Genomic DNA, 21,633 nt, shown 5'->3' on the forward strand with positions numbered 1-21,633 from the left:
CGAGATCGCGACCCGCACCGAGGGACGCTGGACCCCCAGCCCCGGATCGGTGTACCCGACGATCTCCCAGCTCGAGGACGAGGGCCTGGTGCAGACGACCAAGCAGGACGGACGCCGGGTGGTCGAACTGACCGACGCCGGCACCACCTGGGTCGCCGAGCACCGCGAGGAACTCGATCGCGTCTGGGAATCGGCTGTCGCCGAGGACGAGCCCGCACCGGCCGATCAGCTGTGGGAGCAACTCGCCCAGCTGCACGCCGCCGCCGCGCAGATCGCGCAGGCGGGCACGCCCGAGCAGATCGCCGAGGCGACCACTGCGATCACCGAGACCCGCAAGGCCATCTACCGGCTGCTCGCCGAGTAGTGGCCCGACGCCGATAGGGCGTCGACAGCAGGACCCACTCTCCGGGGGTGTCGCGACAATTATTGTCGCGACACCCCCGGATTCGTCCGTTCCGTGGCGTGCATACCCGGGGATAACCCCGCGGCACCCCGGAGCCCGGGGATAACCGAACCCGCCGATCGGGCCATCCGAGCGACACTGCCGAGGTGTCCGCCCCGGGGAAAACCGCGCGCCGTCTCGGCTGGATCTTCTTGCTGTGCACGGGATTGGCCGGCTGCCTGCCGTGGTTCGACCGCGTCGAGCCCGCGCCGGGAAGCCCGGGCCGCGAACAGCTGACGGCCTTGCTGGCGACGGTCGAGGTCATCGACGAGCGGCCCCGGGCGCCGGGATACGACCGCGACTGCGGCGCCGGCCGCGGCTGCGTCTTCGGGCCCGCATGGACCGATGCCACCGGCGCGCCCGGCGGTCGGGACGGCTGCGATACCCGCAACAACGTGCTGGCCGCGGCCCTGCGCGATGTCGAATTCCGTTCCGGCACCAACGATTGTGTCGTGGTCGCCGGCACCCTCGACGACCCGTACTCCGGCGATACCTTCCGCTTCGTCCGGGGTTCCGGTGGTGGCGGCATCGAGATCGACCACATCTATCCACTCTCGGCCGCCTGGGATATGGGCGCTCGCGACTGGACCCTCGCGGAGCGCATGCGGTTCGCCAACGATGTCGACATCACGCTGGTGGCGGTGCGCGACAACGTCAATCAGGACAAGTCGGACGCGATGCCCGGCCGGTGGCTACCACCGGATCCGAGCCGGCACTGCTACTTCGCCGGCCGATTTCTGATCGTCGCGGCGTCCTACCGGCTGCCGATCACCACCGAGGACGCCGACGCACTGACCCGAGTGATCGCGAGCTGCCCCTGAGTCGCTCCACGAACGGGATTCCGACCGGTCCGCTCTGCCGGCGTCATCGACGGGCGACGAGCGTCGCCGATCGGTCACCTCGTGGACCGAAAAGCACCCGATCGGTGACCACACCGTTGTCAACCCGAAGAGGATAATTCACCCGCCGTGCGCCGTCCGGGACTATCGTTCCCCGCATGAGCATTGGAGCAATCATCAGCCTGCTGATCGCAGGCATCGTCTTGGGCATCATCGGCCGGCTCATCGTTCCGGGCAAGCAGAACATCCCGTTCTGGTTGACGATCGTGGCCGGCATCGTCGGTGCGCTGGTCGGAACCTTCGTCGCGGGCATCTTCGGGGTGGACCAGACCCGGGGTATCGACTGGATCCGCATCATCCTGCAGATCATCGCCGCAGCCCTCGCGGTTGCCGGCGCCGCTGCCATCTGGCCGCGGGTCAGCTCCGGACGCTAACCGCCACATACGGACTCGGGCCACCGGGTGCTTCCCTGCGGGGAGGCACCCGGTGGCCCGCTGCGTTTCGCCATCCGAACGGCGCGTGTGCTCAGAGGATTCCGGCGGCCTCCGCCAAAGCGCCCGCGCGGGCGATCACCCCGTCGACCAACTGCTTCGTCGGGGCTCCGGCTGCCCGGTTGCGCGGATCGTCGGTGATCCGGCGCAGCACACCCTCGGCGATGATCGCGAGCTTCCACGTGGTCAGCGCATGCCAATAGGGCACGGCCGAGACATCGCGGCCCGTCGTGCGCGCGTACCGCTCCACCAGTTCGGCGCGGCTCGGGAACCCCGGCAATGCCGACGCACCGAACAGGGCGATCGCGTCCTCACCGGGTTCGGTCCAATACGTCAGCAGGGTGCCGACATCGGCGATCGGATCGCCGAGCGTGCACAGCTCCCAGTCGACGACGCAGCGCACCCGCCCGACCTCCGGGTCGACGATGACGTTGCTCAGGTGGAAGTCGCCGTGCACCAGCGTGACCTCGGACTGCTCGGGCGCGTGCTCGGCGAGCGCGACCGCCAACCGCTCGATCACCTCGGAGTCGCGGGTCTTCGACTTCTCCCATTGCGCCGACCAGCGCCGGATCTGCCGGGCCGCGAACGGCGCATGCGACGCCAAGCCATCCAGACCGGCGGCCGTGAGGTCGACCGCGTGGATCGCCCCCAGCACATCGGCCATGTCGACACCGATCTCGTGGCGGACCGATTCCGGGAGCGGCTCGGCGACGGCCGGATCGCTGAGCACCACACCGTCGACGTGGCTCATCACCACGATCGGGGCATCGGTGAACTCGGGGTCCTCGATCGTGGCGAGCATCCGCGGCACCGGCACGTCGGTGTTCTGCAACGCGGACAGGATCCGGTACTCGCGCAGGACATCGTGGGCGGACGCCAGCACCGAGCCGAGCGGGGGGCGGCGCAGTACCCACCGCTTGCCTTCGGCGTCGGTGGCCAGATAGGTCAGATTCGATTGACCGTTGCCGATGCGCGCGACGTCGATCGGTCCGACCGCGCCGAGTGAGGATTCCGCGAACCACTTTCCGATGGCGGCATCGTCCAGTCCGGTGGTCATTTCCGCTCCTGTCGGTACGGGCGCAGTTCGGCGCGCGCAATGGTCCGCTTGTGCACCTCGTCCGGTCCGTCGGCCAGCCGCAGGGTGCGCAGGTGGGCGTACATCATCGCGAGCGGATAGTCGTCGCTGACGCCGGCGCCGCCGAAGACCTGGATCGCGCGGTCGACCACCTTCAACGCCACATTCGGCGCGGCGACCTTGATCGCCGCGATCTCGGTGCGCGCCTCCCGATTTCCGACGGTGTCCATCATCCAGGCGGCCTTGAGGGTCAGCAGCCGGGCCATCTCGATGTCGATGCGCGACTCGGCGATCCAGTCCTGGATGTTCGCGTTGGCGGCGATCGGCTTGCCGAAGGCGATCCGGGTGGACGCCCGCTCGCACATCAACTCCAGGGCGCGTTCGGCCATGCCGATCGCGCGCATGCAGTGGTGGATGCGGCCGGGGCCGAGCCGGGCCTGCGCGATCATGAAGCCCGCGCCGGGACCGGCAAGCACGTCGGAGCCGGGGACCCGGACGTCCTCGAAGACGATCTCGGCGTGGCCCTCGCGGTCCTGGTAGCCGAAGACCGGCAGCCCCCGCACGATCGTGACGCCGGGAGCGTCGATCGGTACCACCATCATCGACTGCTGCAGATGGGTCGCCGCGTCGGGATCGGTCTTGCCCATGACGATCAACACGCGACAGAGCGGATGCAGCGCATTCGAGGTCCACCACTTGCGGCCGTTGAGGATCCAGTCGTCACCGTCCGGGGTCATCCGCATCTCGATATTGGTCGCGTCCGAGCTGGCGACGGCCGGCTCCGTCATCGCGAAGGCCGAGCGGATCTCACCGTCGAGCAGCGGGCGCAGCCATCGCTGCTTGTGCTCCTCGGTGCCGAAGAGGGTCAGCACCTCCATATTGCCGGTATCCGGCGCGGCGCAGTTGGTGGCCTCGGGGGCGAGCAGCGCGCTGCGACCGGTGATCTCCGCCAGCGGCGCGTAGTCCGAGTTGGTCAGACCCGCACCGTATTCCGGGTTCGGATGGAAGAGATTCCAGAGTCCGAGATCGCGCGCCCGACGCTTGAGATCCTCGACGATCGGCGGATGGAAGTGCGGGTCCCCCGATGCCGCCATCTGCTCGGCGTAGACCGGTTCCGCCGGTATCACCTCGTCGGAGACAAAGGCTGTCAGCCGTTTGCCGAAATCGACCGCCTTGTCACTGGGTGCAAAGTCCACCGCGTCACCTTTCGCCCCGCCGCCGCCTCGTCGCGACAACTGCGCCGAACGCCGCCCGGTCCGCGACCGTACGGCGCCTTACTCCACCACCCGACGATAGCGCCGCGAGGTCGGCGAACTCACCCGGCCGGTGACGTTCGACCGAGCTGCGGCATCAACAGGTCGCACACCGACTCGACCACCCGCTGATCGAGGGCGTCCGAGGTGAACAGAAAGCCGTCTCCCCCGACCTCCTCGTACACTTCCCGGAGGAATCCGGCTGCGGTGCGTGGTGACCCGATCACCTCGAATTTGGCCTGGCCGACGACGAAGTCCCGCAGTGTCGACTGACCCGCGTTACGGAAGTACTGCTCGACGAGCCCGCGCGTCCCATTGGTCGACACACTCGAGGCGTACGTGGACATCGGAACGTCCGGGTCGAAGGCCGAGAAGTCGACGGCGGTGTTGATCGAGGTGATCGCGGCGGACTCGACGATATTCGCCCGGGCAGCGTCACGCGTCCGTCGCCACGCCGCCAGAGCATCGTGGTCCGTTTCGGCGATATAGGGGACCGTCAGATACAGGACCTGGCCATGCCACTATCGGCGTAGGACGTCGCCCACATCCGGAGGGGGGCGCTGCGGCGGCTCGATCCGCCGAAGGAGCGCAATTGCTGCTGTCCCAGGTGAAGTGCGAGATACGTCAATGTCGTCGGACCTTTCATCGTTCCACCGTCAGCGGATTGACGGCATGGGAGCGAAGTACGCCCCGCCGTTGGAGTTCGGGGACGAGGCCGTCGGTGATCGCGGCGACGTTCGCGTAGCTCAGGTCGTCGTCGACCTCGAAGAGGAATCCGTCGCCGCCGACCTCGGCCATCATGTCGATCAGTTGATCGGCGACCGTCGCGGGTGTTCCGGCGACCACGGGCAGGCCCTCGTGGACGGCGACCTCGAGCAGGGTCATATCGCCGTACGCCCGGACCATGCTCTCCATCAGGCCTTTTGTTGCGTTGGCGTTGACCGCGACGTCCTTGAGCAGCGTGCCCGGGTCGTACGTCGACAGGTCGATACCGGCCTGGCGCGAGAGCATCGGCAGCACGTAATCCGGGTACTGCATCAGATGCTCGGCAACCCGATCCTTGATCGCGTGGGCTTCCTCGTCGGTCGACGCGACGATGGGCCACACGATGAAGTAAACGCGGCAGTCGTCGGGATCGCGGCCGTGCCCGACCATCCGGCGTCGCACATCGTCGCGGTACTCGGTCATCCCGGCGACGGTCGGCGAGTACGCGACGATAACGTCTGCATGTTGCGCGGCGAAGTTGCGGCCGGCTTCCGACGCACCGGCCTGGGCGGTGAGCGGACGGATGGTCGCCCTACGGTCCCAGACCTCACCGACGGTCTGCACGTACGTGTGGGCGTTGCGGTACCGGTCGGCGTGCGAGGGCAATTCCTTGCCGTAATTGTCCATCGCCCGCTGATCGAAGCCGGTGACCGCGTTCCAGCCGGAGCGCCCACCCGACTGTTCGGCGAGCGCCGCCGTGACGCGGGCGAGCGGTTCGGGTTCCCATTCGTTGGTGCCGAGCGTCGGGAAGATGACGATATGGTCGGTGGCGCTGAGCATTCGGGCGGCCAATGGGATCGGATCGCCCTTCGGGACGCCGACCGCATTGCGCACATAGGGATCGATCGTTCCGGTGTGCTTGTCGGGGATGTAACTCGAGTCTTCGAGCAGGATGAAGTCGAAGCAGGCGCGCTCGAGGCTCTTGGCGAAGTCGACGTAGAAGGTCGGATCGGCCCAGTTCGCGGCGTGGCTGTCGGTGATGGAATCCCAATGCACCGGCGAGTACCCGTCGACGAACCACCCGAGACCGAACGATTGTGGAGATATCATGAGCGCCCTTTCGTGTTGGCCGGTTCGATCAGCTCGCGAGCGTCGCGAACTGCGATCGATGCCAGACAAGGGGGTGGTGGTCGAAATCGGCGCGCAGGCCGAGGACTCGCATGACGACGATGTCGTGGTCGCCCGCCGGATGGGTGGCCCAGATGGAGCATTCCAGCCAGATCGGCGCTCCTTCGAGGAAGAGTGCTCCGCTGTCGACCGTGGTGCTCGCGACACCGGCCAGTCGGGCGGCCTTGTCCTTGGCCGCCAACTGGCGGGTGACGTCCACATGGGAGGTGCCCAGCACGGATACCCCGAGTGTGGGTGCCGCCGACAGCGCCGGCCAGGTGGTCGAGCTGCGTTGGACCGCGAACATCACCAGCGGCGGAACCTGCGACACGCCGACGGTGAACGACGAGGCCACCAGGATGTGCGGCTCCTGATCGATGACGGCACTCAAAGCTGCTACACCGCAGGGGAACCCGGAGAACGCTCGGCGCAATGCGCTCGGGTCGTCCGAGGTGGGGGTGATCATGCGAGACTGCCCTTCCGGGTCGTGGCGGACGCGGCGGCGAGGAGTACATCGCCCCACTGCGCAAACCAGGTCTGCGCGACGTCGGTGTCGGCGTATTGCCTGTCGTTGAGGTAGAGACCCTGCGCGGGGACGATCGCGCCCAGCTCGACCAGCACTGGCTTGAGCAGCAGCTCCGGAGCGAGCGCATGGGTCGGGGCGGCGCCGAGCATCAGCGGCACGGCGACCACCCCCGCCAGACCAGTCGCCGTGGCGAATTGGTCGAGGAAAAGTTTGAGCACCCCCGTATAGGTGGCCTTGAACGTCGGCGACGCGATCACGACCAGATCGGAACCGGCCACGGTTGCCACCGCCTCGGCCACCGCCGGGTCGCCCCAGCCGAGCAGACCCGGTCCGAGGGTCACCACGTCGACCACGTGATCCGGGGCGGCTCCGGTGAGCCGTTCGGCGACGAGGCCGGCAGCCTCCAGCGTTCGGGAGCCGGCCTTGGGATTTCCGGCGACTACAGTCACGTGCATCTGCGCTCCTGGTGACGACTCTCCGGGTGACGACGAGCTGACACCATGGAAAGGCCTCGGAGTGTTTCGGTGATTGCGCCACCGTCACCAGATGTTTGCGCCGCGCCCGGCCGGGTATCCGACCAGGTCAGCGCCGCGGCCGATTGTGTTGCGCCGCCGTCCGGAGCCACGACGGCCGCCGTGGGGCGAATCACGCCGCGCCGGCGGCGTCGCGTGCGCCGCTTCGGCGGGTATCTATTCGCCGCCGGCGGCCGCGCCCTGTTCCAGGACCCGTCGGTAGCGCCGCATCCCGGACAGCCACCGCTCGTAGTCGGCGCCCTTGCCGCGATACATCTCGAGGACCTCGGGGTGCGGCAGGATCAGGAAGCTGCCCCGCTCGATGCCCGCGATCACCTCCCGGGCGACGTCCTTCGGTTCGAGCACCGCCCCGGCGGTGGTCACGGCGGCCGCGGCGATCGCTCCGTCCGGGCTGCCCTCGGAGAATCCGGAGTGCAGCAGCGCGGTGTTGACGCCCATCGGGCACAGGCACGAGACACCGATCCCGCGGTCGCCGTAGGTCACCGACAGCCATTCGGCGAACGCCACCGAGGCGTGCTTCGACGCGGAGTAGGTCGGCGAACCGATCTGGGTGAGCAGGCCCGCCGCCGACGCGGTGGCCAGGAAGTAGCCGGCGCCCCGCTCGAGCCATTCCGGGACCAGCAGCCGCGCCGCGCGCACCTGCGCCATCACATTGACCTCGAGCGCCGAGCGCCACTGCGCGTCGGTCGATTCCAGGCCCACTCCCCCGGCGACCCCGGCGTTGGCGACGTAGAGGTCGACCGGGCCGAACCGCTCGCGGGCGGTGTCGACCATCCGCTCGATCACCGCGAGGTCGGCGGCGTCGCCGGGGACGGCGACCGCGTTCGGACCGAGGTCGGCGGCGATCCGCGCGACCGCATCGGCGTCGATATCGGAGACGACCACCCGGGTGCCGTGCTCGACCAGCGCGGCGGCGATCGCCGCACCGATCCCGGCGCCGGCGCCGGTCACCACCGCCACCCCACCGAGCGGGCCCGTCGAATCCACCTGTGCGTCCGTCGTATCCGTCACGGTGCCGATGCTAGAGGGCGCGGCCGTCCGGGTCGGGCGCTTCGCTCCGGTCGGTCGCCTTCCGTCCACGCCACAACACGCGTCACAGAGCGACGCCGAGGACATATCGTCCTCGGCGTCGCCCCCAGCGTCGTCTTGTGGACGTCTACCCCGACGACTACTGATCCGGCCGACCGCCCGCCTACAGTAGCCGCGTGGATGCCGATATCGACGGGCCCTCCGAAGCACTCGGCGGAGTGGACTGTGCATTTTGTCGGATCGTCGAGGGTGTCGGCCCGGCCGAACGGGTCCACGAGGACGACCATGTGGTCGCCTTTCTCGATATTCGACCGATCAGTCGTGGTCACACGCTGGTGATTCCCCGAAAACATTGCCGGGATCTGACCGACGCCGATCCCGCGACCACTGCACATATGTTCGCCGCTGCACATCGGATCGCGGTGGCAATGCGGCGATTTCCGGTCGGCGCGGACGGGGTGAACCTCGCCGTCAACGACGGGCGGGCCGCCTTCCAGACGGTCTTCCACTCCCACGTCCACGTCGTCCCGCGGTGGAAGGGCGACCGGTTGCGCTTCGCCGCCGGCTTCCTCACGCGACGGCCCGGAGACGCCACGACGATCGGCGCGCAGGTGCGCGCGGCAATCGCCGATGCCTCCCCGTCGACCGATCCGCGCCTCCCCGACTGAGCCGGGCATGCGACTGTTCCTGGCCTCGTACCGCTTCGGGGCAGATCCGGACGTGCTGCTCGATCTGGTGGGCCGGCCGGGCCGCATCGCGGTGCTCGCCGCGGCTTGTGATGCCTGGTCGCCGCCCGCGCGCGCGTCGGCGGTGACCAGCGATCTGATCGCCCTGCGGGGCTTGGGATTCGACCCCGTCGAGATCGACCTGCGCGCACCCGACCCGGCCGCGCGGATCGCCCGATTCCCCGCGGTATGGGTGCGGGGCGGCAATACCTTCGTGCTGCGCCATCAATTGGCCGCCGGCGGCGTGGACACCGCGTTGACCGACCTGGTGCGGGCCGACGCAATCGTCTACGCCGGCTACAGCGCGGGTGCCTGTGTCACCGGTCCCGACCTGCGCGGCCTGGAGTATGCGGACCCGATCGAGGAGCTCGCCGAGGTCGCCGGCCCCGGAACGGCGGTTCCGACAGTCGGATTGAACTGGATCGATCGAGTACTCGTCCCGCACTACCGATCCGAGTTCCTCGGCGGGGCGGAGAGCGACCGGATGATCGGCGATCTGCGCGAGCGGGGTACGCCCTATCTGACCCTGACCGACGACCAGGTCGCCGTCGTCGACGGGCCCATCGGAACGGCGCCGGTCGTCATCGGCTGATCGGCGCCCGGGTCGGGGCGCCGATCGGTCGGGTCAGAAGCGACGCAGGACCACCGAGATCGCCGGATCGTTCGGATCGTGGGCGTCGATCGACAGGTCGTACTTGTTGACCCGCAGGATCGTGTCGACGCAGACACCGGTCGAGCCGGTGACCTCGACGATCCGCTGAGCCCCGTCGACGCCGATCTCGCGCCAATTGGCGGTGCAGGGAGCCTCGGGCGAGCTGAGCGTGCCCACCAGCGGAGCCTCGCCGGTCGTGGTCAGCGTCGCCGGGAAGAGTCCACCGGCAAACGCCCAGGTACCGGTCCACTTGGTACCGGTCGGCTCCGATTCGTCGCCGCCGGAGGATCCGAAGAACTGGGCGATGCGGCCGAAGAGGCTGCCGAAGGAGCCGCTGGACGAACCGTTGGACGAGCCGGCCGACCCGGTGTCGGCACTGCCCGGTTGGGCCGACGCCATCGGCGCGCCCGTCACGGTCAACGCGGCGACCAGCGCGCCACCCGCCACCATTCGTGTGATCCGTCCGGCCGATGGCCGCCCAACCCGCATTCCGAACCTTCCCTCGACCGACATATCGGCCGGGGAGTCGCCACCGGCCGCGGAGGCGGGCACCAGACCTCACCGCCGGGACGAAGTCTAAGCATCCGGCTGCGGCGGCCGGCAATCCTCTCCCCGAACGACAGACGTCCGATCGGCGAACGATCGCGGCCGGTCGGTCAGCAGGCGACCTGTCCCATGGCGGCCAGAGCGCAGAAGCTCGGATCGGCCAGCTTCCAGCTGCCGTCCTGCTCGACGAAGGTGAACGGGATGGGCGCACCGCCGTGCGGCCCCGCGACGTCGACCTGCGCGGTGGCCGTGGTCGGGTCGACCTCGACCACATCCGAGACGCCGAAGGTCAGCGGGTAGTTGGCCAGCACGGCGTTGAACGCCTCGATCACCGCTTCGCGGTCGGTGCCGTCCTGGACCAGGTCGACCTTCTGCGCGGTCGGCAGATTCGGGTCGCCGATCCCCTCGACGACGGCGAGCAGCGTCGCCTCGTCGGGCGCGCCGGCGGCGGCTTCGGTGGTCGCGTCCGCGGTCTGCGTGGTGCTGTGCTCGGCGTGATCGCCGGTCTCGGTATCGGACCCGCCGCTCGAACTGCACCCCGCCAGCGCTACCGCGCCCAGCGCCGCAATGGCGATCGATGTGCGCATCCGCGACATCGGCATGTCCTTTCCTCGGGGCGGAGCCCGGGATCGGTGCTCCGACCAAGGGGATGCTAACAGTCACCGATCGGGCGAGGAGCGCTACATCCGGCCGGGCCCGGCCGGTGCGCGGCGTCCACCGGCCGTCCGAAGACCTCGCTCGACGGTCGCCGCCGACGACCTGCCTTCGGCCTGCGCGATACGTCGGAATTCCCGCGCGAGCTGCGCGACCGAGCCCTATGCTCGCTCCATGACCGTGCTCGACGGGGACCGGGTCCGACTGCGGACCGCGACCGCCGCCGATGTGGACGAACTGGCGGCCATCCGGGCCATGCCACGTGTCCATCGCTGGTGGGGTGGTGATCGCGACACCCTCGTCGAGGAGACGCGCGCCGATGTCGAGGACGACGCCCGCAAGATATTCGTCGTCGAGTACGACGGTCGCACGGTCGGCGCCATCCAGTGGTGGCAGGAGGACGACGATCAGTATCGCCACGCCGGGATCGACATCTTCCTCGATCCGCAGGTGCACGGTCGCGGCCTCGGCTCCGACGCGGTGGACACGATGGTGCGCTACCTGATCGAGACCGAGGGCCACCATCGGCTGATCATCGATCCTGCGGCCGACAATCGCGCGGCGATCGCCTGCTACGAGTCGGTGGGCTTCCGGCCGGTCGGTGTGATGCGTCAATACGAACGCGGCGCCGACGGCGGGTGGCACGACGGGCTGCTGATGGAGTTGTTGGCGTCCGACCTGCTCGACTGATCCACACGCGGGCGCGCGTCTCACCGCGACGCCTGTCGTTCACCCGCTCCACACGCCGCATTCGTGCGTGTATGGTCGAAGCGGACACGGGGTGCCCGGTGCAGACGCCGAGCTGAGAACACACCCGAGAACCTGATGCAGGTAATGCTGACGAAGGGATTGTCACGATGGCCTCCCCATCGGACGCGGTCGAAACACGCGACCCATCCATCACCACCGCCCTCTGGGATTCGATTGCGCCCCTGCGTGATCGCATCGATTCCCTCGAATTCCTCCACCGCCTCGGCGACGGGACGCTGCCGATCGAGGCCTTCGATCGCTATATCGCCCAGGACGCGATCTATCTGCGCGGCTATGCGCGCGCCCTCGCGCTGCTGGCGGTGCGGGCGAGCGACCCCGACGCGGCGGTTTTCTGGGCATCCGCTGCCGCCCAAGCGATCACGGTCGAATCTCAGTTGCACGCCGAGCTGCTGTCGAAAGATGCATCCGGGCAGGGTGATTCGTTCGACATCGCCGACCTGCCGGAGCCGACACCGACCTGCTTGGGATACGTGAGCTACCTGATCGCGACCGTCGCCACCGAGCCGTACGCCGTGGGCGCCGCCGCCGTGCTGCCCTGCTTCTGGATCTACGCCGACGTGGGCACCTCGCTCGCGCGGCGGGCGCACGACGTGCTCGCGGCCGATCCGGATCACCCGTACGCCAAGTGGGTCGCGACCTACGGAGATCCGGCCTTCGGTGAGCAGGCGGCCGCCGCGCGCCGATTGGTCGACCGGGCCGCGGCCGAGGCCGGCGCCGCCGAGCGTGCCGCGATGACCACCGCATTTGTCACCGCCTCGCGCTACGAACTCGCCTTCTGGGATACCGCGCTGTACCCGCAGCCGTGGACGTCGGGGCACGGCGTCGACGCGGCGGTGACGTCGTGATCGGCCGGACCGTGCGGCGGATCGCCGTCGCCCTGGTGCTGGTCCTGGCCGCCTCGGCGTGCTCCTCCTCCGGGTCTTCCGACTCGCAGGCGCAGAGCGACCAGCCGATCCGTTTCGCGCTGGACTGGACGCCGAATACCAATCACACCGGGCTCTACGTCGCGCTGGCGAACGGCTGGTTCGCCGACGCCGGCATCGACGTATCGATACTGCCGTACTCCGATACCGCCCCGGATACCCTGATCGATTCCGGCGCAGCGGACTTCGGGGTCAGCTTCCAGAGTTCGACCACCTTCGCCCGGTCCTCCGGCGCGCAGGTGGTGTCGGTCTTCGCCCCGCTGCAGCATTGGGCTTCGGCGATAGCGGTGCGCGAGGAATCCGATATCGCGCGTCCCCGCGACCTCGACGGGCGCACGTACGCCGGCTTCGGCGATGTCGGCGAGATCGCCTCCCTCGAGCGGGTGATCCGCGACGACGGCGGCACCGGCGACTTCCGGTCGGTCACCCTGGGCACCTCCGCCTACGAGGCGGTGTACTCGGGCGCCGCGGACTTCACCACCTCCTTCGTCGCCTGGGAGGGCATCGAGGCCGAGCGCAGCGGAATGCCGATGCGCTACTTCGACTTCACCGACTACGGCGTCCCCGACACCTACAACGTGGTCATCGACGCCAATCAGGAGTGGCTCGCCGCGAATCCGGAGCGGGCACGCGCCTTCGTCGGGGTGCTCGCCCGCGGCTATGCCTTCGCCGCCGATCATCCGGAGGAGGCCGCCCGCATCCTGATCGAGCAGAACCCGGGCACCTTCACCGACGAGCAATTGGTGATCGACAGCCAGCAGATGCTCGCGGAGTCCTATATGCGGGACGCGTCCGGTCGGGTCGGGCCGATGACCGCCGAGCAGTGGGCCGATTACGGCAACTTCCTCTACGACTCCGGCACTCTGAGCGACAACGCCGGCAACCCGTTGACCGAGCGCCCGGACTGGTCGACATACTTCACGAATGAGTATCTCGACCCAGCCTGAGAAGGAGGCGCAGCCGACTCGCCGGTCGGGTCCGGTCGGGCGTCTGCTTCCGCCGATCATCGTGACGGCGGTGGCGATCGCCGTCTGGCAGATCTACGTGTCGGTGGCGCAGCCGCGGCCGCAGGTGCTGCCGTCGCCGGGCCGGATCGCCCAGCAGGGGTGGGCCAATCGGGAGATCCTGCTCGAGCACACCCTCGCGACCCTGCAGGTGACGATCATCGGGTTCTCGATCTCGTTGATCTGCGCCGGACTGCTCGCCACCGCGATGGATTTCGTCACGTGGCTGCGCCGCGCCCTGGTGCCGTTGATGGTGGTCTCGCAGACCCTGCCGATCGCCGCGATCGCGCCGCTGATGATCATCTGGTTCGGGTTCGGGACCCTGCCGAAGGTCCTGGTGGTGGTGCTGGTGACCTTCTTCCCGATGACCGTCGGCCTGGTCGAGGGCTACTCGTCGGCGGATCGGGACGCGATCGCGATGGTGCGCGGTATGGGCGGCGGGCGCTGGAAGGTCTTCCGGCTGATCCGACTTCCGGCGGCGATGCCGCGGTTCTTCACCTCGCTGCGCATCGGCATCACCTACGCCGTGGTGGGCGCGGTATTCGCCGAATATGTCGGCGCGGAACGGGGTCTCGGGGTGTACATGAGTCAACAGAAGAACTCGTTCCGGACCGATCTGGTGCTGGCGGCGGTGGCGGTATGTGCGGTGGTCAGCGTGACGCTCTTCGCGCTGACCTACCTGGTCCAGCGGCTGGTGGCGCCGTGGATCACCCGGATCGCGCGGGCGGAGGCGTACACGTGAGCGACTTCGTCTCCGTCGAACATGTCGATGTGCGCTTCGGCGATCGCGCGGTCCTCGAGGCGGTGACCTTCGGGCTGGCGAAGTCGTCGTTCGTGTCGATCATCGGGCCCAGCGGGTGCGGCAAGTCGACGCTGCTCAATGTGCTGGCCGGGACCGTGCAACCGTCCGCGGGTGCCGTGCGCAGCCCGCGAGCGGCGCATATGCCGCAGAAGGATCTGCTGTTGCCCTGGCGAACGGTGCTGGACAACACCGCACTCGGGCTCGAGGTACAGGGCGTTCGGCGGGCCGAGGCGCGGGCGCGGGCAGCGGAGTTGTTCGCCCCGTTCGGCCTCGACGGTTTCGAGCGGGCCTGGCCGGAGCAACTGTCCGGCGGGATGCGGCAGCGGGCGGCGCTGCTGCGCACCGTCGTTCAGGGCCGGCCGGTGTTGCTGCTCGACGAGCCGTTCGGCGCCCTGGACGCGATCACCCGGATCCGCATGCAGGACTGGCTGCAACGGATGTGGCAGGAATACCGGTGGACGATCCTGATGATCACCCACGACATTCGGGAGGCGATCCACCTCTCGGACCGGGTGATCGTGCTCGGTGGCCGCCCGGCACGGGTGCGCGCGGATATCGAGATCGACCTGCCCCGACCGCGGACCTCGACGCTGCACGCCGATCCGCATTTCGGGCGGATCGAATTGTCGGTATCGGCTGCGTTGGATCAGGGCAGCCCCGACAACCTGCTGCTCCCCCACCTGCCCTGAGCCCGGCCGGTCGCCCACCCTCCGAGGTGGCGGCACACGGCGGTGAGCCGTGCTGCGCAGGGCGCCTTATAGGGGATCGCGCAGGACCGGGCAGGACATGCAACGCGGGCCGCCGCGGCCGGAGCCCAGTTCCGATCCGGAGATGCGCAGGACCTCGATACCGGACGCCTCGAGCCGGGCGTTGGTCTCCACATTGCGCTCGTAGGCGATCACCACTCCGGGGGCCAGCGCGAGGGTGTTGTTACCGTCGTCCCACTGCTCGCGTTCGGCGGTCACCGCGTCGAGACCGGTATCGATCACCCGCAGCTTGTCGATCCCCATCGCGTCGGCGGCCGCCTCGATGAAGCCGTTGGCCCCCTTGATGCTCACGCCCTTGTCCTCACGGTGGATCGTGAAGGCCGACAGGGTGTTCTGGATATTGGGGTACATGACCACCGCGTCGCGGTCGACCATGGTGCACACCGTGTCGAGGTGCATCGACGCGCGCTCCTGGGCGATCGGCACCGCGAGCACCGTATGCGCGAGGTCGTCGTCGAAGAGGCTGCGCGCCAACGCTTCCGCGCCCGCGGGTGTGGTCCGCTCACCGACGCCCACCGCCACGACCCCGGGGGCGAGCAGCAGCACGTCGCCGCCCTCGACGGGAGCGGTATGCGACTCGTAGGCGCGCCGGGCGCCGAGGAAGCGCGGATGGAAGGCGTAGATCAGGTCGGTCAGCGAGGTTTCGCGGACCCGCGCGGGCAGCGCCAACGACGTGATCGCCACCCGGTCGCCGATCCAGAACGACGAGTCGCGGGTGAACAGCAGATTCGGCAGCGGTTCGATGACGAAGTCCGGGCCGTGGTGCATCCGCCGGACCAGCGAGTCGTTGCTGCCACCGAAGGACAATTCGTCGAATGTCAGTCCGGCCATCAGGATTCCGGCCAGTTCGTCCGCCGGAAGGCTGCGCAGATGGACCGACAGTTCGTCGGCGAGGGTATGTCCGAGCCGGCGCGGGTCGACCGCCGCGGCGATGCCCTGGACGCGCGCGGCACCGCTGTGCCGCAGCGTCTCGGTCAGCAGATCGGCCAACAGCAGCACCTCGACACCGCGCTCACCGAGCACCTCCGCGAAGCGGTCGTGCTCCTCCTGGGCGCGATCCACCCAGGGCAGACCGTCGAACAACAATTGATCGTTGTTGCGCGGCGTCAGTCGGCGAAGCTCGTCCCCGGGACGATGCAAAATGACCGTCCGCAGCCGGCCCACTTCGCTGTTGGCCCCGAACGGGCCCGATTCGCTGGTCATTGCAGCACCGTACCCCGCCACCTGCGAAGTTCTCACCCGGAACAGCACGAACAGCGACCGCCGAAGCTAGCGCGGCCGCGCCGGAAGGATGCTCGAGAATCGGTCGTTCGCCTTCTGCATGACGAACTCGTACGGCGGCGCGAATTTGCGTGCCCACCAATAGCCGAAACGTACCTCGCGGGAGGTATGCACCAGATAACGACGCCGGGCCACCCCGTCGATGATGCAGGCCGCCACGTGTTCCGGCGTCGCCGCGCGCCGCTCGAACAGTCCGGTCATGCGCCGCACCCGAGGATCGTCGCGGTCGATGCCGGCGATCTGCACCGTCTCGACCAGCGGCGTGCGCACCGCGCCGGGCACGACGAGCGACACCCCGATGCGATGGCGGGCGAGGTCGAACCGCAGGACGTCCGAGATCCCCCGCAGCCCGAACTTGCTGGCGCTGTAGGCGGCATGCCACGGCAGGGCGAGCAGACCCGCCGCCGAGGAGACGTTGACCAGGTAGCCGCCCGTGCCCGCGCGCACCATGGGGGGCAGGAAGGTTTCGATGATGTGGATCGGGCCCATCAGGTTGACCTCGATGACCGATCGCCATTGCTCGTGGGTGAGGTTCTCGACGGTGCCCCAGACGGAGATACCCGCGATGTTCATGACGATGTCGACGCCGTCGACATGCTCGTGGACGATCGCGCCGAAGGAGCGCACCGCCTCGTAGTCGGTCAGATCGAGTGCGCGACAGACCGGCACGGCACCGCCGGCGTCCTCGATCGCCTCGCGGGTCTGTTCGAGCGACTCGGCATTGATATCGGTCAGCACCACGCGGGCACCGAGGGCGGCCGCCGCCTTGGCCGTCGCAGCACCGATCCCGCTGCCGGCGCCGGTGATGACGACGGTCTTGTCCCGGAAGGCCTCGTCCTGTCGGCGGGCCCGGTTGCGGCCGAAGCGCCGCGATACGGCCGCCGCTCCTGCGTCGTCCACTGTCCGATTCGCGCCCATTCGCTTCCTCACCCGATCGCCGGAGCCGTTGCCCTTCGGACGATAGCCGCCCCGTCTCGGACGCCTGCCGGGGACGCGGCCCTCGCGCCCCCGGAGAACGACATCGATGCGACCGACCAGGGATTTGGTCGACACGACCGGGCAGGAATCTCGTCGAAGGACTGGGCAGGAATTTGGTCGACGCGACCGAGCAAGGATCGCCGACGCGACCGGGCAGAGACGGACGATCCGGACTAGCGGCGGGCGCCGAGGTCCTCCCGGTGCTGCGTGATCGACTGCTCGATCCGAGCAGCCTCCTCGGTTCTCCCCTCGCGCCGAGCCAAGTCGGCGCGATCCTGCATGGTGCGGATGGTCCTGCGGAGTTCTACTTCAGATTTGGTGTGGTTCATATCACATTTTGACCCGGGGTCGGGTGGTTGCGCCACCCCTCGCGGACAACCACCCGACCCGAGTACGGATCCGTCTCCCGTGAGAGCTCGGACCGGCGTCGAACGCCCTAGAGGGCGACCGACTCGTCATCCCGCTCGCGCAGGAAGCTCGACAGGCTTCGGGAGGCGAACTCGCGGAAGTACGGCAGCTTGTCCGGGGCGACCAGCGACGGCAGGATCGCCCGCCAGACGCGCTCCATGCGCACGGGCGCCCGATCGAGAGCGTCGGTCGCCTCGGAGACGACCAGCACACCGCTGAGGACCTCGCAGACCAGCAGCGCGGCGTTCTCCGCATCGAGGTTGTCGAGGACGTCCCCATGCACGATCGCCCGCTCGAAGAGATTCTGGAAGTGGTTCTGCCAGGTGGAGAAGACGCTGTCCTCACGGGAGCCGCGCACCTCGAGCTGCAGGCGGTACATCACCCGCACCAGCGTGTCGGAGTTCGCGAGGTCCAGAACGGCGTAGGAGATGCCGATGACCGATTCGAGGGCCGGGGAACGGGAGTCGACCAACGCCGCACACGCCGCCGCGACGCGCTCGCGCCCCTCGTCGACGATGGCGCGCGCCAACTCCTCCTTCGAGGCGAAGTGGAAGTACAGCGCCCCCTTGGTGACACCGGACTCCGCGGAAACCTGACTGAGCGTGGCACTGGCGTGCCCGACTTCGAGGAACAGGTCCGCCGCCGCCCGCAATGCGGCCGACCGCGTAGCCTCCGCTCGCAATTGCCTCGCCATGTCAAATCCTCTCGCCTGATTCGAATGCCGGAGGCATTCTCGTCACCGGACCCGCGAAACGCTTCGTCCGAACATTTCCGCCCACCCCACGATTTTGCCGAGCAGATCACAGGTGAATTCCCGAGAATTTCTGATCGCACGCCCGACTACGCCGCAGATTCCCCAACTATAGCTTCTACCTGGGCATACTTCGACGTGAATCGCCGGTTTGTGCAGGCCCGACCCGATTCCGTGCGCGTCACACTTTGCCGACGGCGACTTTTTGAAAGACACGCCTGCAAGCTGAACGGATGTCCAGTATTTGAATATTCGACCCGACCGGTCGTAATCTTCTGCTCCAGTTCGGGCCCGAAGCGGGACCGGCAGGGACGCAGAGACTCGACGGACGGCAGTACCCCACCCCCGACAGCGCGCCCCCGATACCGGACAAAACAGGCCACTCGGGCCGACATCGGTCCGCCTAACGCGAGGCGTCCACGCCTACACCACTGTCCGGATCACGGCCGGCCATGCCATCCGACCTGCACATACGCCGACACGGAGCGAACCGGCCGCCGCCGCCGATCGCGTCGCCCGGCCATCGGGAGCAGCCGCCCGAACCATCCGCGGCGACCCGACCCCGGCCGATCGCACGCTCGCATCGCCACAGTCCTGCCGACCGGTTGGTCCTACCTGCATGGCCGATTCACCGGCGTTACGCCGAGCCCAACCGACTCGGCGCCCACCCATCGGGCCCGACGACGATCCCACCGGAGGGATCCGGGCGGCCTGTGGCAATAAACACAACAAAGCCATCGGGGATCCACCGCGGACGCAGGAAGCGGGAGGGACACCCGAATCGGCGGCCCGGAGTCGGCGCCGGACGCCCGGTTACGCACGAACCGGGCCTTTGGTCACCGACGTCCAACATTGGCGACCGGACAGACTCGGACAGGCGTCCAATAGTTGTTTCGCCCCGCCCGGGAATACCCGAACCGTCATCATGACCGTATGCCACGAGCCGACCGCTCGGTCGGCGCCACCCGAGCGAGGCGGCGTGGCACCCACGAGATGACACGGCCCGCGCCCGGCGGCGCGGCGCGATCAGCCCACGGCGCGCCACCGGGTGCCGGACAGGGACGGATCACGCAGGAAGTGCAGCCGTAAACGCAACTCCGCCTCCGCGGCGCCATCGCCACGCGTCGCACGACGGATATAGGCGCTCAGGGTGTGCAGGTCGCGCATATCCAGCAGGACCGGGAAGCCCTCCCAGTCGCGCACGTCCCAGCCGTAGGCGTCGGTGAACTCGCGCAATTCCTCCTCGGTCGAACCGAAGCGCGCACCGTGGCAGGTGTTGACCAGGTCGAGCTCGCGCGGCGCGACGGCCGCCTCGTCCCAGTCGCCCAGCAGAGCCCGCGTCGGACCCCACAGGGTGTTGCCGGGGTAGGCGTCACCGTGGACGAAGCCGACGCCGATCTCCGAGCGCAGCCCGTGGTACCGCTCGACGATCACCGCCGCCCGATCCGAGAGCCACTCCCGCTCGGATTCGCTCAGCACGCTGGGCGCCGCGAGGACCTCCAACAGGCTCTGCAACGGCGGATACTTCGGTAGGTCGAACGGAGGATGCGGCAACGCGTGCAGCTGCCGCAGGATCGCACCGAGTTCGCGGGCGGCCGGCTCCGGCCGATCGGCCTGCTGCGGATACCAATTCCAAAACGCCACCGTGCTCGAGCCGACGTCGATCGCCTCGTCCAGTGCGGGTTCCGTCACCGGAATACCCTGGTCGGCAAGCCATCCGGTCAGTTGAATGCTCATCTGCACGCGCCGACCGGACAGGTCGCGCGAGCTGACCCGCGCCACGATCCGCTCCCGCGGCAAGAGATACACACCGGTCGCGTGGGCCCGCAGCAGCGTTGCGTCCTTGCACGACAATCCCACCCGCGCGCATGCGTCGACGAGGCTGGGGTCGAGCATGACCGCGGTCATCCGTCCTGTCCCTGCGAATCGTCCAACGTGTCGAACAAGGCAATCTCCTCGCGTAATTCTTTGGCCTGAAGGGCTTTTGCGCACCGGTTGTCGACCAGGGACCGGTCCACCTGCCGCAGGCCGTCGCCGATTTGGCTGATGTGTTGTGAGGGTGGCAGGTCGAGGACCGGGCGCAGCGCCACTATCGCGCCGTCGAGATCCTGCTTGGCGATGCGCGAAATCGACACGTCGACCCGCGCCAATGCCTCGTCCCCGTAACTGCGTTCCACCGTCGAACCCGACTCGTAGGTCGCGATCGCGTCCGACGCATACCGCTCCGCGTCGTCGTAGTCGCCGATGAGTCGAAATGTACTGCCCGCGTAGTACCTCGCCTTGACCGGGGGAAAGGTGAGAATCCCACCGAACTCCCCCAAATCATCGGTACCCGTGGAGATCTCGGCAGCCATCTCGGCACGCCGAACGGCGTCGCGCGCATCGGCGGCCCGACCGAGTCGAGCGGCGCTGCGCGCCTCCAGCGAGGCCAGGCGGACCTGCTGCTGCCCCTTCGGTGCGTAATGAGCACCGCGTTGGGCGAATTCGACCGCCCGTCCCGGATGACCGCTCCATTCGGCGATCAGCGCGCGGGTACCGGCCACCCAAGCGAGCAAACCGGCATGATCGGCCTGTTCGGCCAGCTTTTCGGCGGCCATCGCCTGCTTCATCGCGGCGATGGGATTTCCCATGTTATCCGTAGCGTGTGCGAGCAATGTCACAGTCACCCCCCCAAGGAAGAACAGCTCGCGCGCCTGCTTCGGATGCGGTCGATCCTTCAGCAGGCGCCAGACCTGATCGCGCATGGTCTGTAGGTCGGCAAACAACGGTTGCAGCGGCGCATGAACGTAACTCGTCGCGATTCGGGTCAGCTCGTACGACAGACTGTCGATCGTCAGCTGATCGACCTGATCGGCCGATGCCCATCGCGCGAACTCCAGCGATTCGTCCGCCGCGGCGTTGCCCGCGTCCCGTGCAACTGCGCCTCGCCCGGTGGCGAGGCGGATCAATTCACCCCCAGCAGATAGCGTTTCGTCAAGGGTTCGCGCCAGATCCAGTGGCGGTCGACGTTGACCACTCTCCAGTCGAGACAACGCACCCGGATCGTAGTTGATGGCGCGCGCCAGGCTGCGCAACGAGCGGTCTTGTTGTTCGCGACGCCTTTTCAGTTCGTCGCCGAACGCCTGCCATTCACTCATGACGGTAGGTCCCCTCACCCCCGCGACCAGCGTTGCAACAGATCGGCAACGACTGGCAACACCGCAACACTATCCGACCCGGTCCCCCCGGACGATTCTGGTACGCATGGCCATATCTACCGTGGGAAGCGGAGCTACCACCGCAACCGACCGAGCGGCTTACTATCGCAAGTA

General features: G+C 68.3%; 24 protein-coding genes. 10 read left to right on the top strand and 14 right to left on the bottom strand.

Annotated features, from left to right (window positions below; all coding sequences use genetic code 11):
• From MB1_RS23510 to MB1_RS23520, 3 genes are all read left to right on the top strand, one after another.
• Positions 1–364 (top strand): PadR family transcriptional regulator (locus tag MB1_RS23510; protein WP_084352562.1); only part of this gene is annotated, 364 nt, incomplete at its 5' end.
• 185 nt (positions 365–549) lie between these two features.
• Positions 550–1,263 (top strand): HNH endonuclease family protein, encoded by a 714-nt coding sequence (locus tag MB1_RS23515; RefSeq protein WP_245650336.1) that lies wholly within the window; start codon positions 550–552, stop codon positions 1,261–1,263.
• A gap of 176 nt (positions 1,264–1,439) precedes the next feature.
• Positions 1,440–1,715: a GlsB/YeaQ/YmgE family stress response membrane protein gene (locus tag MB1_RS23520; RefSeq protein ID WP_066913308.1), complete on the top strand. Its 276-nt coding sequence runs from the start codon at positions 1,440–1,442 to the stop codon at positions 1,713–1,715.
• A 91-nt stretch (positions 1,716–1,806) separates the two neighbouring features.
• On the opposite strand, the gene MB1_RS23525 is transcribed toward MB1_RS23520, so the two are convergent.
• The 7 genes from MB1_RS23525 to MB1_RS23555 all read right to left on the bottom strand — a co-directional run bounded on the left by MB1_RS23525 (position 1,807) and on the right by MB1_RS23555 (position 8,042).
• Positions 1,807–2,829, bottom strand: coding sequence for a phosphotransferase family protein (locus tag MB1_RS23525; protein WP_066913310.1), 1,023 nt, complete (start codon positions 2,827–2,829; stop codon positions 1,807–1,809).
• Complete coding sequence (locus tag MB1_RS23530) at positions 2,826–3,998, bottom strand: acyl-CoA dehydrogenase family protein (protein WP_245650341.1); 1,173 nt, start codon at positions 3,996–3,998, stop codon at positions 2,826–2,828. Before MB1_RS23530 ends, MB1_RS23525 begins: the two co-directional genes overlap by 4 nt.
• A 164-nt stretch (positions 3,999–4,162) precedes the next feature.
• Complete coding sequence (locus MB1_RS23535) at positions 4,163–4,447, bottom strand: hypothetical protein (protein WP_157084340.1); 285 nt, start codon at positions 4,445–4,447, stop codon at positions 4,163–4,165.
• A gap of 295 nt (positions 4,448–4,742) precedes the next feature.
• Positions 4,743–5,915 carry an LLM class flavin-dependent oxidoreductase gene (locus MB1_RS23540; protein WP_066913316.1) on the bottom strand — a complete coding sequence of 391 codons (1,173 nt, stop codon included), beginning with the start codon at positions 5,913–5,915 and terminating at the stop codon, positions 4,743–4,745.
• 28 nt (positions 5,916–5,943) lie between these two features.
• Complete coding sequence (locus tag MB1_RS23545) at positions 5,944–6,438, bottom strand: flavin reductase family protein (RefSeq protein ID WP_066913318.1); 495 nt, start codon at positions 6,436–6,438, stop codon at positions 5,944–5,946.
• Positions 6,435–6,953: an NADPH-dependent FMN reductase gene (locus MB1_RS23550; protein ID WP_066913320.1), complete on the bottom strand. Its 519-nt coding sequence runs from the start codon at positions 6,951–6,953 to the stop codon at positions 6,435–6,437. Before MB1_RS23550 ends, MB1_RS23545 begins: the two co-directional genes overlap by 4 nt.
• Before the next feature lie 234 nt (positions 6,954–7,187).
• The gene (locus MB1_RS23555; RefSeq protein WP_245650337.1) at positions 7,188–8,042 is read right to left on the bottom strand and encodes an SDR family oxidoreductase; all 855 of its coding nucleotides are present in this window, start codon (positions 8,040–8,042) and stop codon (positions 7,188–7,190) included.
• Between the two features lie 194 nt (positions 8,043–8,236).
• Between MB1_RS23555 and MB1_RS23560 the strand changes: the two genes are divergently transcribed.
• Together MB1_RS23560 and MB1_RS23565 are read left to right on the top strand one after the other, a co-directional pair.
• Entirely contained in the window at positions 8,237–8,728 is a 492-nt protein-coding gene (locus MB1_RS23560; protein WP_245650338.1) for an HIT family protein, read from the top strand.
• A 7-nt stretch (positions 8,729–8,735) separates the two neighbouring features.
• A complete protein-coding gene (locus tag MB1_RS23565) occupies positions 8,736–9,377 on the top strand; it encodes a Type 1 glutamine amidotransferase-like domain-containing protein (RefSeq protein WP_066913322.1) in 642 nt (213 codons plus the stop codon).
• A gap of 33 nt (positions 9,378–9,410) precedes the next feature.
• Here MB1_RS23565 and MB1_RS23570 read toward each other — a convergent pair whose 3' ends face one another.
• Both MB1_RS23570 and MB1_RS23575 read right to left on the bottom strand, forming a co-directional pair.
• On the bottom strand, positions 9,411–9,887 hold the full coding sequence (locus MB1_RS23570; RefSeq protein WP_066913324.1) for a hypothetical protein: 477 nt from the start codon (positions 9,885–9,887) through the stop codon (positions 9,411–9,413).
• Positions 9,888–10,093: 206 nt separating this feature from the next.
• A complete protein-coding gene (locus MB1_RS23575; protein WP_066913326.1) occupies positions 10,094–10,585 on the bottom strand; it encodes a WKL family lipoprotein in 492 nt (163 codons plus the stop codon).
• Positions 10,586–10,811: 226 nt separating this feature from the next.
• Here MB1_RS23575 and MB1_RS23580 point away from each other — a divergent pair, with 226 nt between their 5' ends.
• The 5 genes from MB1_RS23580 (at position 10,812) to MB1_RS23600 (ending at position 14,826) form a co-directional block, all read left to right on the top strand.
• Entirely contained in the window at positions 10,812–11,327 is a 516-nt protein-coding gene (locus MB1_RS23580) for a GNAT family N-acetyltransferase (protein WP_066913328.1), read from the top strand.
• Positions 11,328–11,494: 167 nt separating this feature from the next.
• Complete coding sequence (locus MB1_RS23585; protein WP_066913394.1) at positions 11,495–12,253, top strand: TenA family protein; 759 nt, start codon at positions 11,495–11,497, stop codon at positions 12,251–12,253.
• The gene (locus tag MB1_RS23590; protein WP_066913332.1) at positions 12,250–13,278 is read left to right on the top strand and encodes an ABC transporter substrate-binding protein; all 1,029 of its coding nucleotides are present in this window, start codon (positions 12,250–12,252) and stop codon (positions 13,276–13,278) included. The genes MB1_RS23585 and MB1_RS23590 overlap by 4 nt, the downstream gene beginning before the upstream one ends.
• The gene (locus MB1_RS23595; protein ID WP_066913334.1) at positions 13,256–14,077 is read left to right on the top strand and encodes an ABC transporter permease; all 822 of its coding nucleotides are present in this window, start codon (positions 13,256–13,258) and stop codon (positions 14,075–14,077) included. The genes MB1_RS23590 and MB1_RS23595 overlap by 23 nt, the downstream gene beginning before the upstream one ends.
• The gene (locus tag MB1_RS23600) at positions 14,074–14,826 is read left to right on the top strand and encodes an ABC transporter ATP-binding protein (protein WP_245650339.1); all 753 of its coding nucleotides are present in this window, start codon (positions 14,074–14,076) and stop codon (positions 14,824–14,826) included. The genes MB1_RS23595 and MB1_RS23600 overlap by 4 nt, the downstream gene beginning before the upstream one ends.
• 66 nt (positions 14,827–14,892) lie before the next feature.
• Here MB1_RS23600 and arcA read toward each other — a convergent pair whose 3' ends face one another.
• From arcA to MB1_RS23625, 5 genes are all read right to left on the bottom strand, one after another.
• Entirely contained in the window at positions 14,893–16,107 is a 1,215-nt protein-coding gene (gene arcA / locus MB1_RS23605) for an arginine deiminase (protein WP_066913335.1), read from the bottom strand.
• A gap of 66 nt (positions 16,108–16,173) precedes the next feature.
• A complete protein-coding gene (locus MB1_RS23610; protein WP_281190361.1) occupies positions 16,174–17,085 on the bottom strand; it encodes an SDR family oxidoreductase in 912 nt (303 codons plus the stop codon).
• Positions 17,086–17,599: 514 nt separating this feature from the next.
• Entirely contained in the window at positions 17,600–18,265 is a 666-nt protein-coding gene (locus MB1_RS23615; RefSeq protein WP_169801726.1) for a TetR family transcriptional regulator, read from the bottom strand.
• Positions 18,266–19,348: 1,083 nt separating this feature from the next.
• Positions 19,349–20,230 carry a phosphotransferase gene (locus tag MB1_RS23620; RefSeq protein ID WP_066913338.1) on the bottom strand — a complete coding sequence of 294 codons (882 nt, stop codon included), beginning with the start codon at positions 20,228–20,230 and terminating at the stop codon, positions 19,349–19,351.
• Positions 20,227–21,459 carry a helix-turn-helix domain-containing protein gene (locus MB1_RS23625; RefSeq protein ID WP_084352570.1) on the bottom strand — a complete coding sequence of 411 codons (1,233 nt, stop codon included), beginning with the start codon at positions 21,457–21,459 and terminating at the stop codon, positions 20,227–20,229. The genes MB1_RS23620 and MB1_RS23625 overlap by 4 nt, the downstream gene beginning before the upstream one ends.
• Positions 21,460–21,633: the final 174 nt, after the last annotated feature.

It is taken from the genome of Millisia brevis NBRC 105863, from assembly GCF_001552615.1.
Classification (GTDB): Bacteria; Actinomycetota; Actinomycetes; order Mycobacteriales; family Mycobacteriaceae; genus Millisia; species Millisia brevis.

Excerpts from the sequence above, each read along its gene's own strand:
- MB1_RS23520 (WP_066913308.1), top strand. The coding sequence starts at position 1,440 with ATGAGCATTGGAGCAATCATCAGCCTGCTGATCGCAGGCATCGTCTTG.
- MB1_RS23525 (WP_066913310.1), bottom strand. The coding sequence starts at position 2,829 with ATGACCACCGGACTGGACGATGCCGCCATCGGAAAGTGGTTCGCGGAA.
- MB1_RS23535 (WP_157084340.1), bottom strand. The coding sequence starts at position 4,447 with ATGTCCACGTACGCCTCGAGTGTGTCGACCAATGGGACGCGCGGGCTC.
- MB1_RS23540 (WP_066913316.1), bottom strand. The coding sequence starts at position 5,915 with ATGATATCTCCACAATCGTTCGGTCTCGGGTGGTTCGTCGACGGGTAC.
- MB1_RS23545 (WP_066913318.1), bottom strand. The coding sequence starts at position 6,438 with ATGATCACCCCCACCTCGGACGACCCGAGCGCATTGCGCCGAGCGTTC.
- MB1_RS23550 (WP_066913320.1), bottom strand. The coding sequence starts at position 6,953 with ATGCACGTGACTGTAGTCGCCGGAAATCCCAAGGCCGGCTCCCGAACG.
- MB1_RS23565 (WP_066913322.1), top strand. The coding sequence starts at position 8,736 with ATGCGACTGTTCCTGGCCTCGTACCGCTTCGGGGCAGATCCGGACGTG.
- MB1_RS23570 (WP_066913324.1), bottom strand. The coding sequence starts at position 9,887 with ATGGTGGCGGGTGGCGCGCTGGTCGCCGCGTTGACCGTGACGGGCGCG.
- MB1_RS23575 (WP_066913326.1), bottom strand. The coding sequence starts at position 10,585 with ATGCCGATGTCGCGGATGCGCACATCGATCGCCATTGCGGCGCTGGGC.
- MB1_RS23580 (WP_066913328.1), top strand. The coding sequence starts at position 10,812 with ATGACCGTGCTCGACGGGGACCGGGTCCGACTGCGGACCGCGACCGCC.
- MB1_RS23585 (WP_066913394.1), top strand. The coding sequence starts at position 11,495 with ATGGCCTCCCCATCGGACGCGGTCGAAACACGCGACCCATCCATCACC.
- MB1_RS23595 (WP_066913334.1), top strand. The coding sequence starts at position 13,256 with ATGAGTATCTCGACCCAGCCTGAGAAGGAGGCGCAGCCGACTCGCCGG.
- arcA (WP_066913335.1), bottom strand. The coding sequence starts at position 16,107 with ATGACCAGCGAATCGGGCCCGTTCGGGGCCAACAGCGAAGTGGGCCGG.
- MB1_RS23615 (WP_169801726.1), bottom strand. The coding sequence starts at position 18,265 with ATGGCGAGGCAATTGCGAGCGGAGGCTACGCGGTCGGCCGCATTGCGG.
- MB1_RS23620 (WP_066913338.1), bottom strand. The coding sequence starts at position 20,230 with ATGACCGCGGTCATGCTCGACCCCAGCCTCGTCGACGCATGCGCGCGG.
- MB1_RS23625 (WP_084352570.1), bottom strand. The coding sequence starts at position 21,459 with ATGAGTGAATGGCAGGCGTTCGGCGACGAACTGAAAAGGCGTCGCGAA.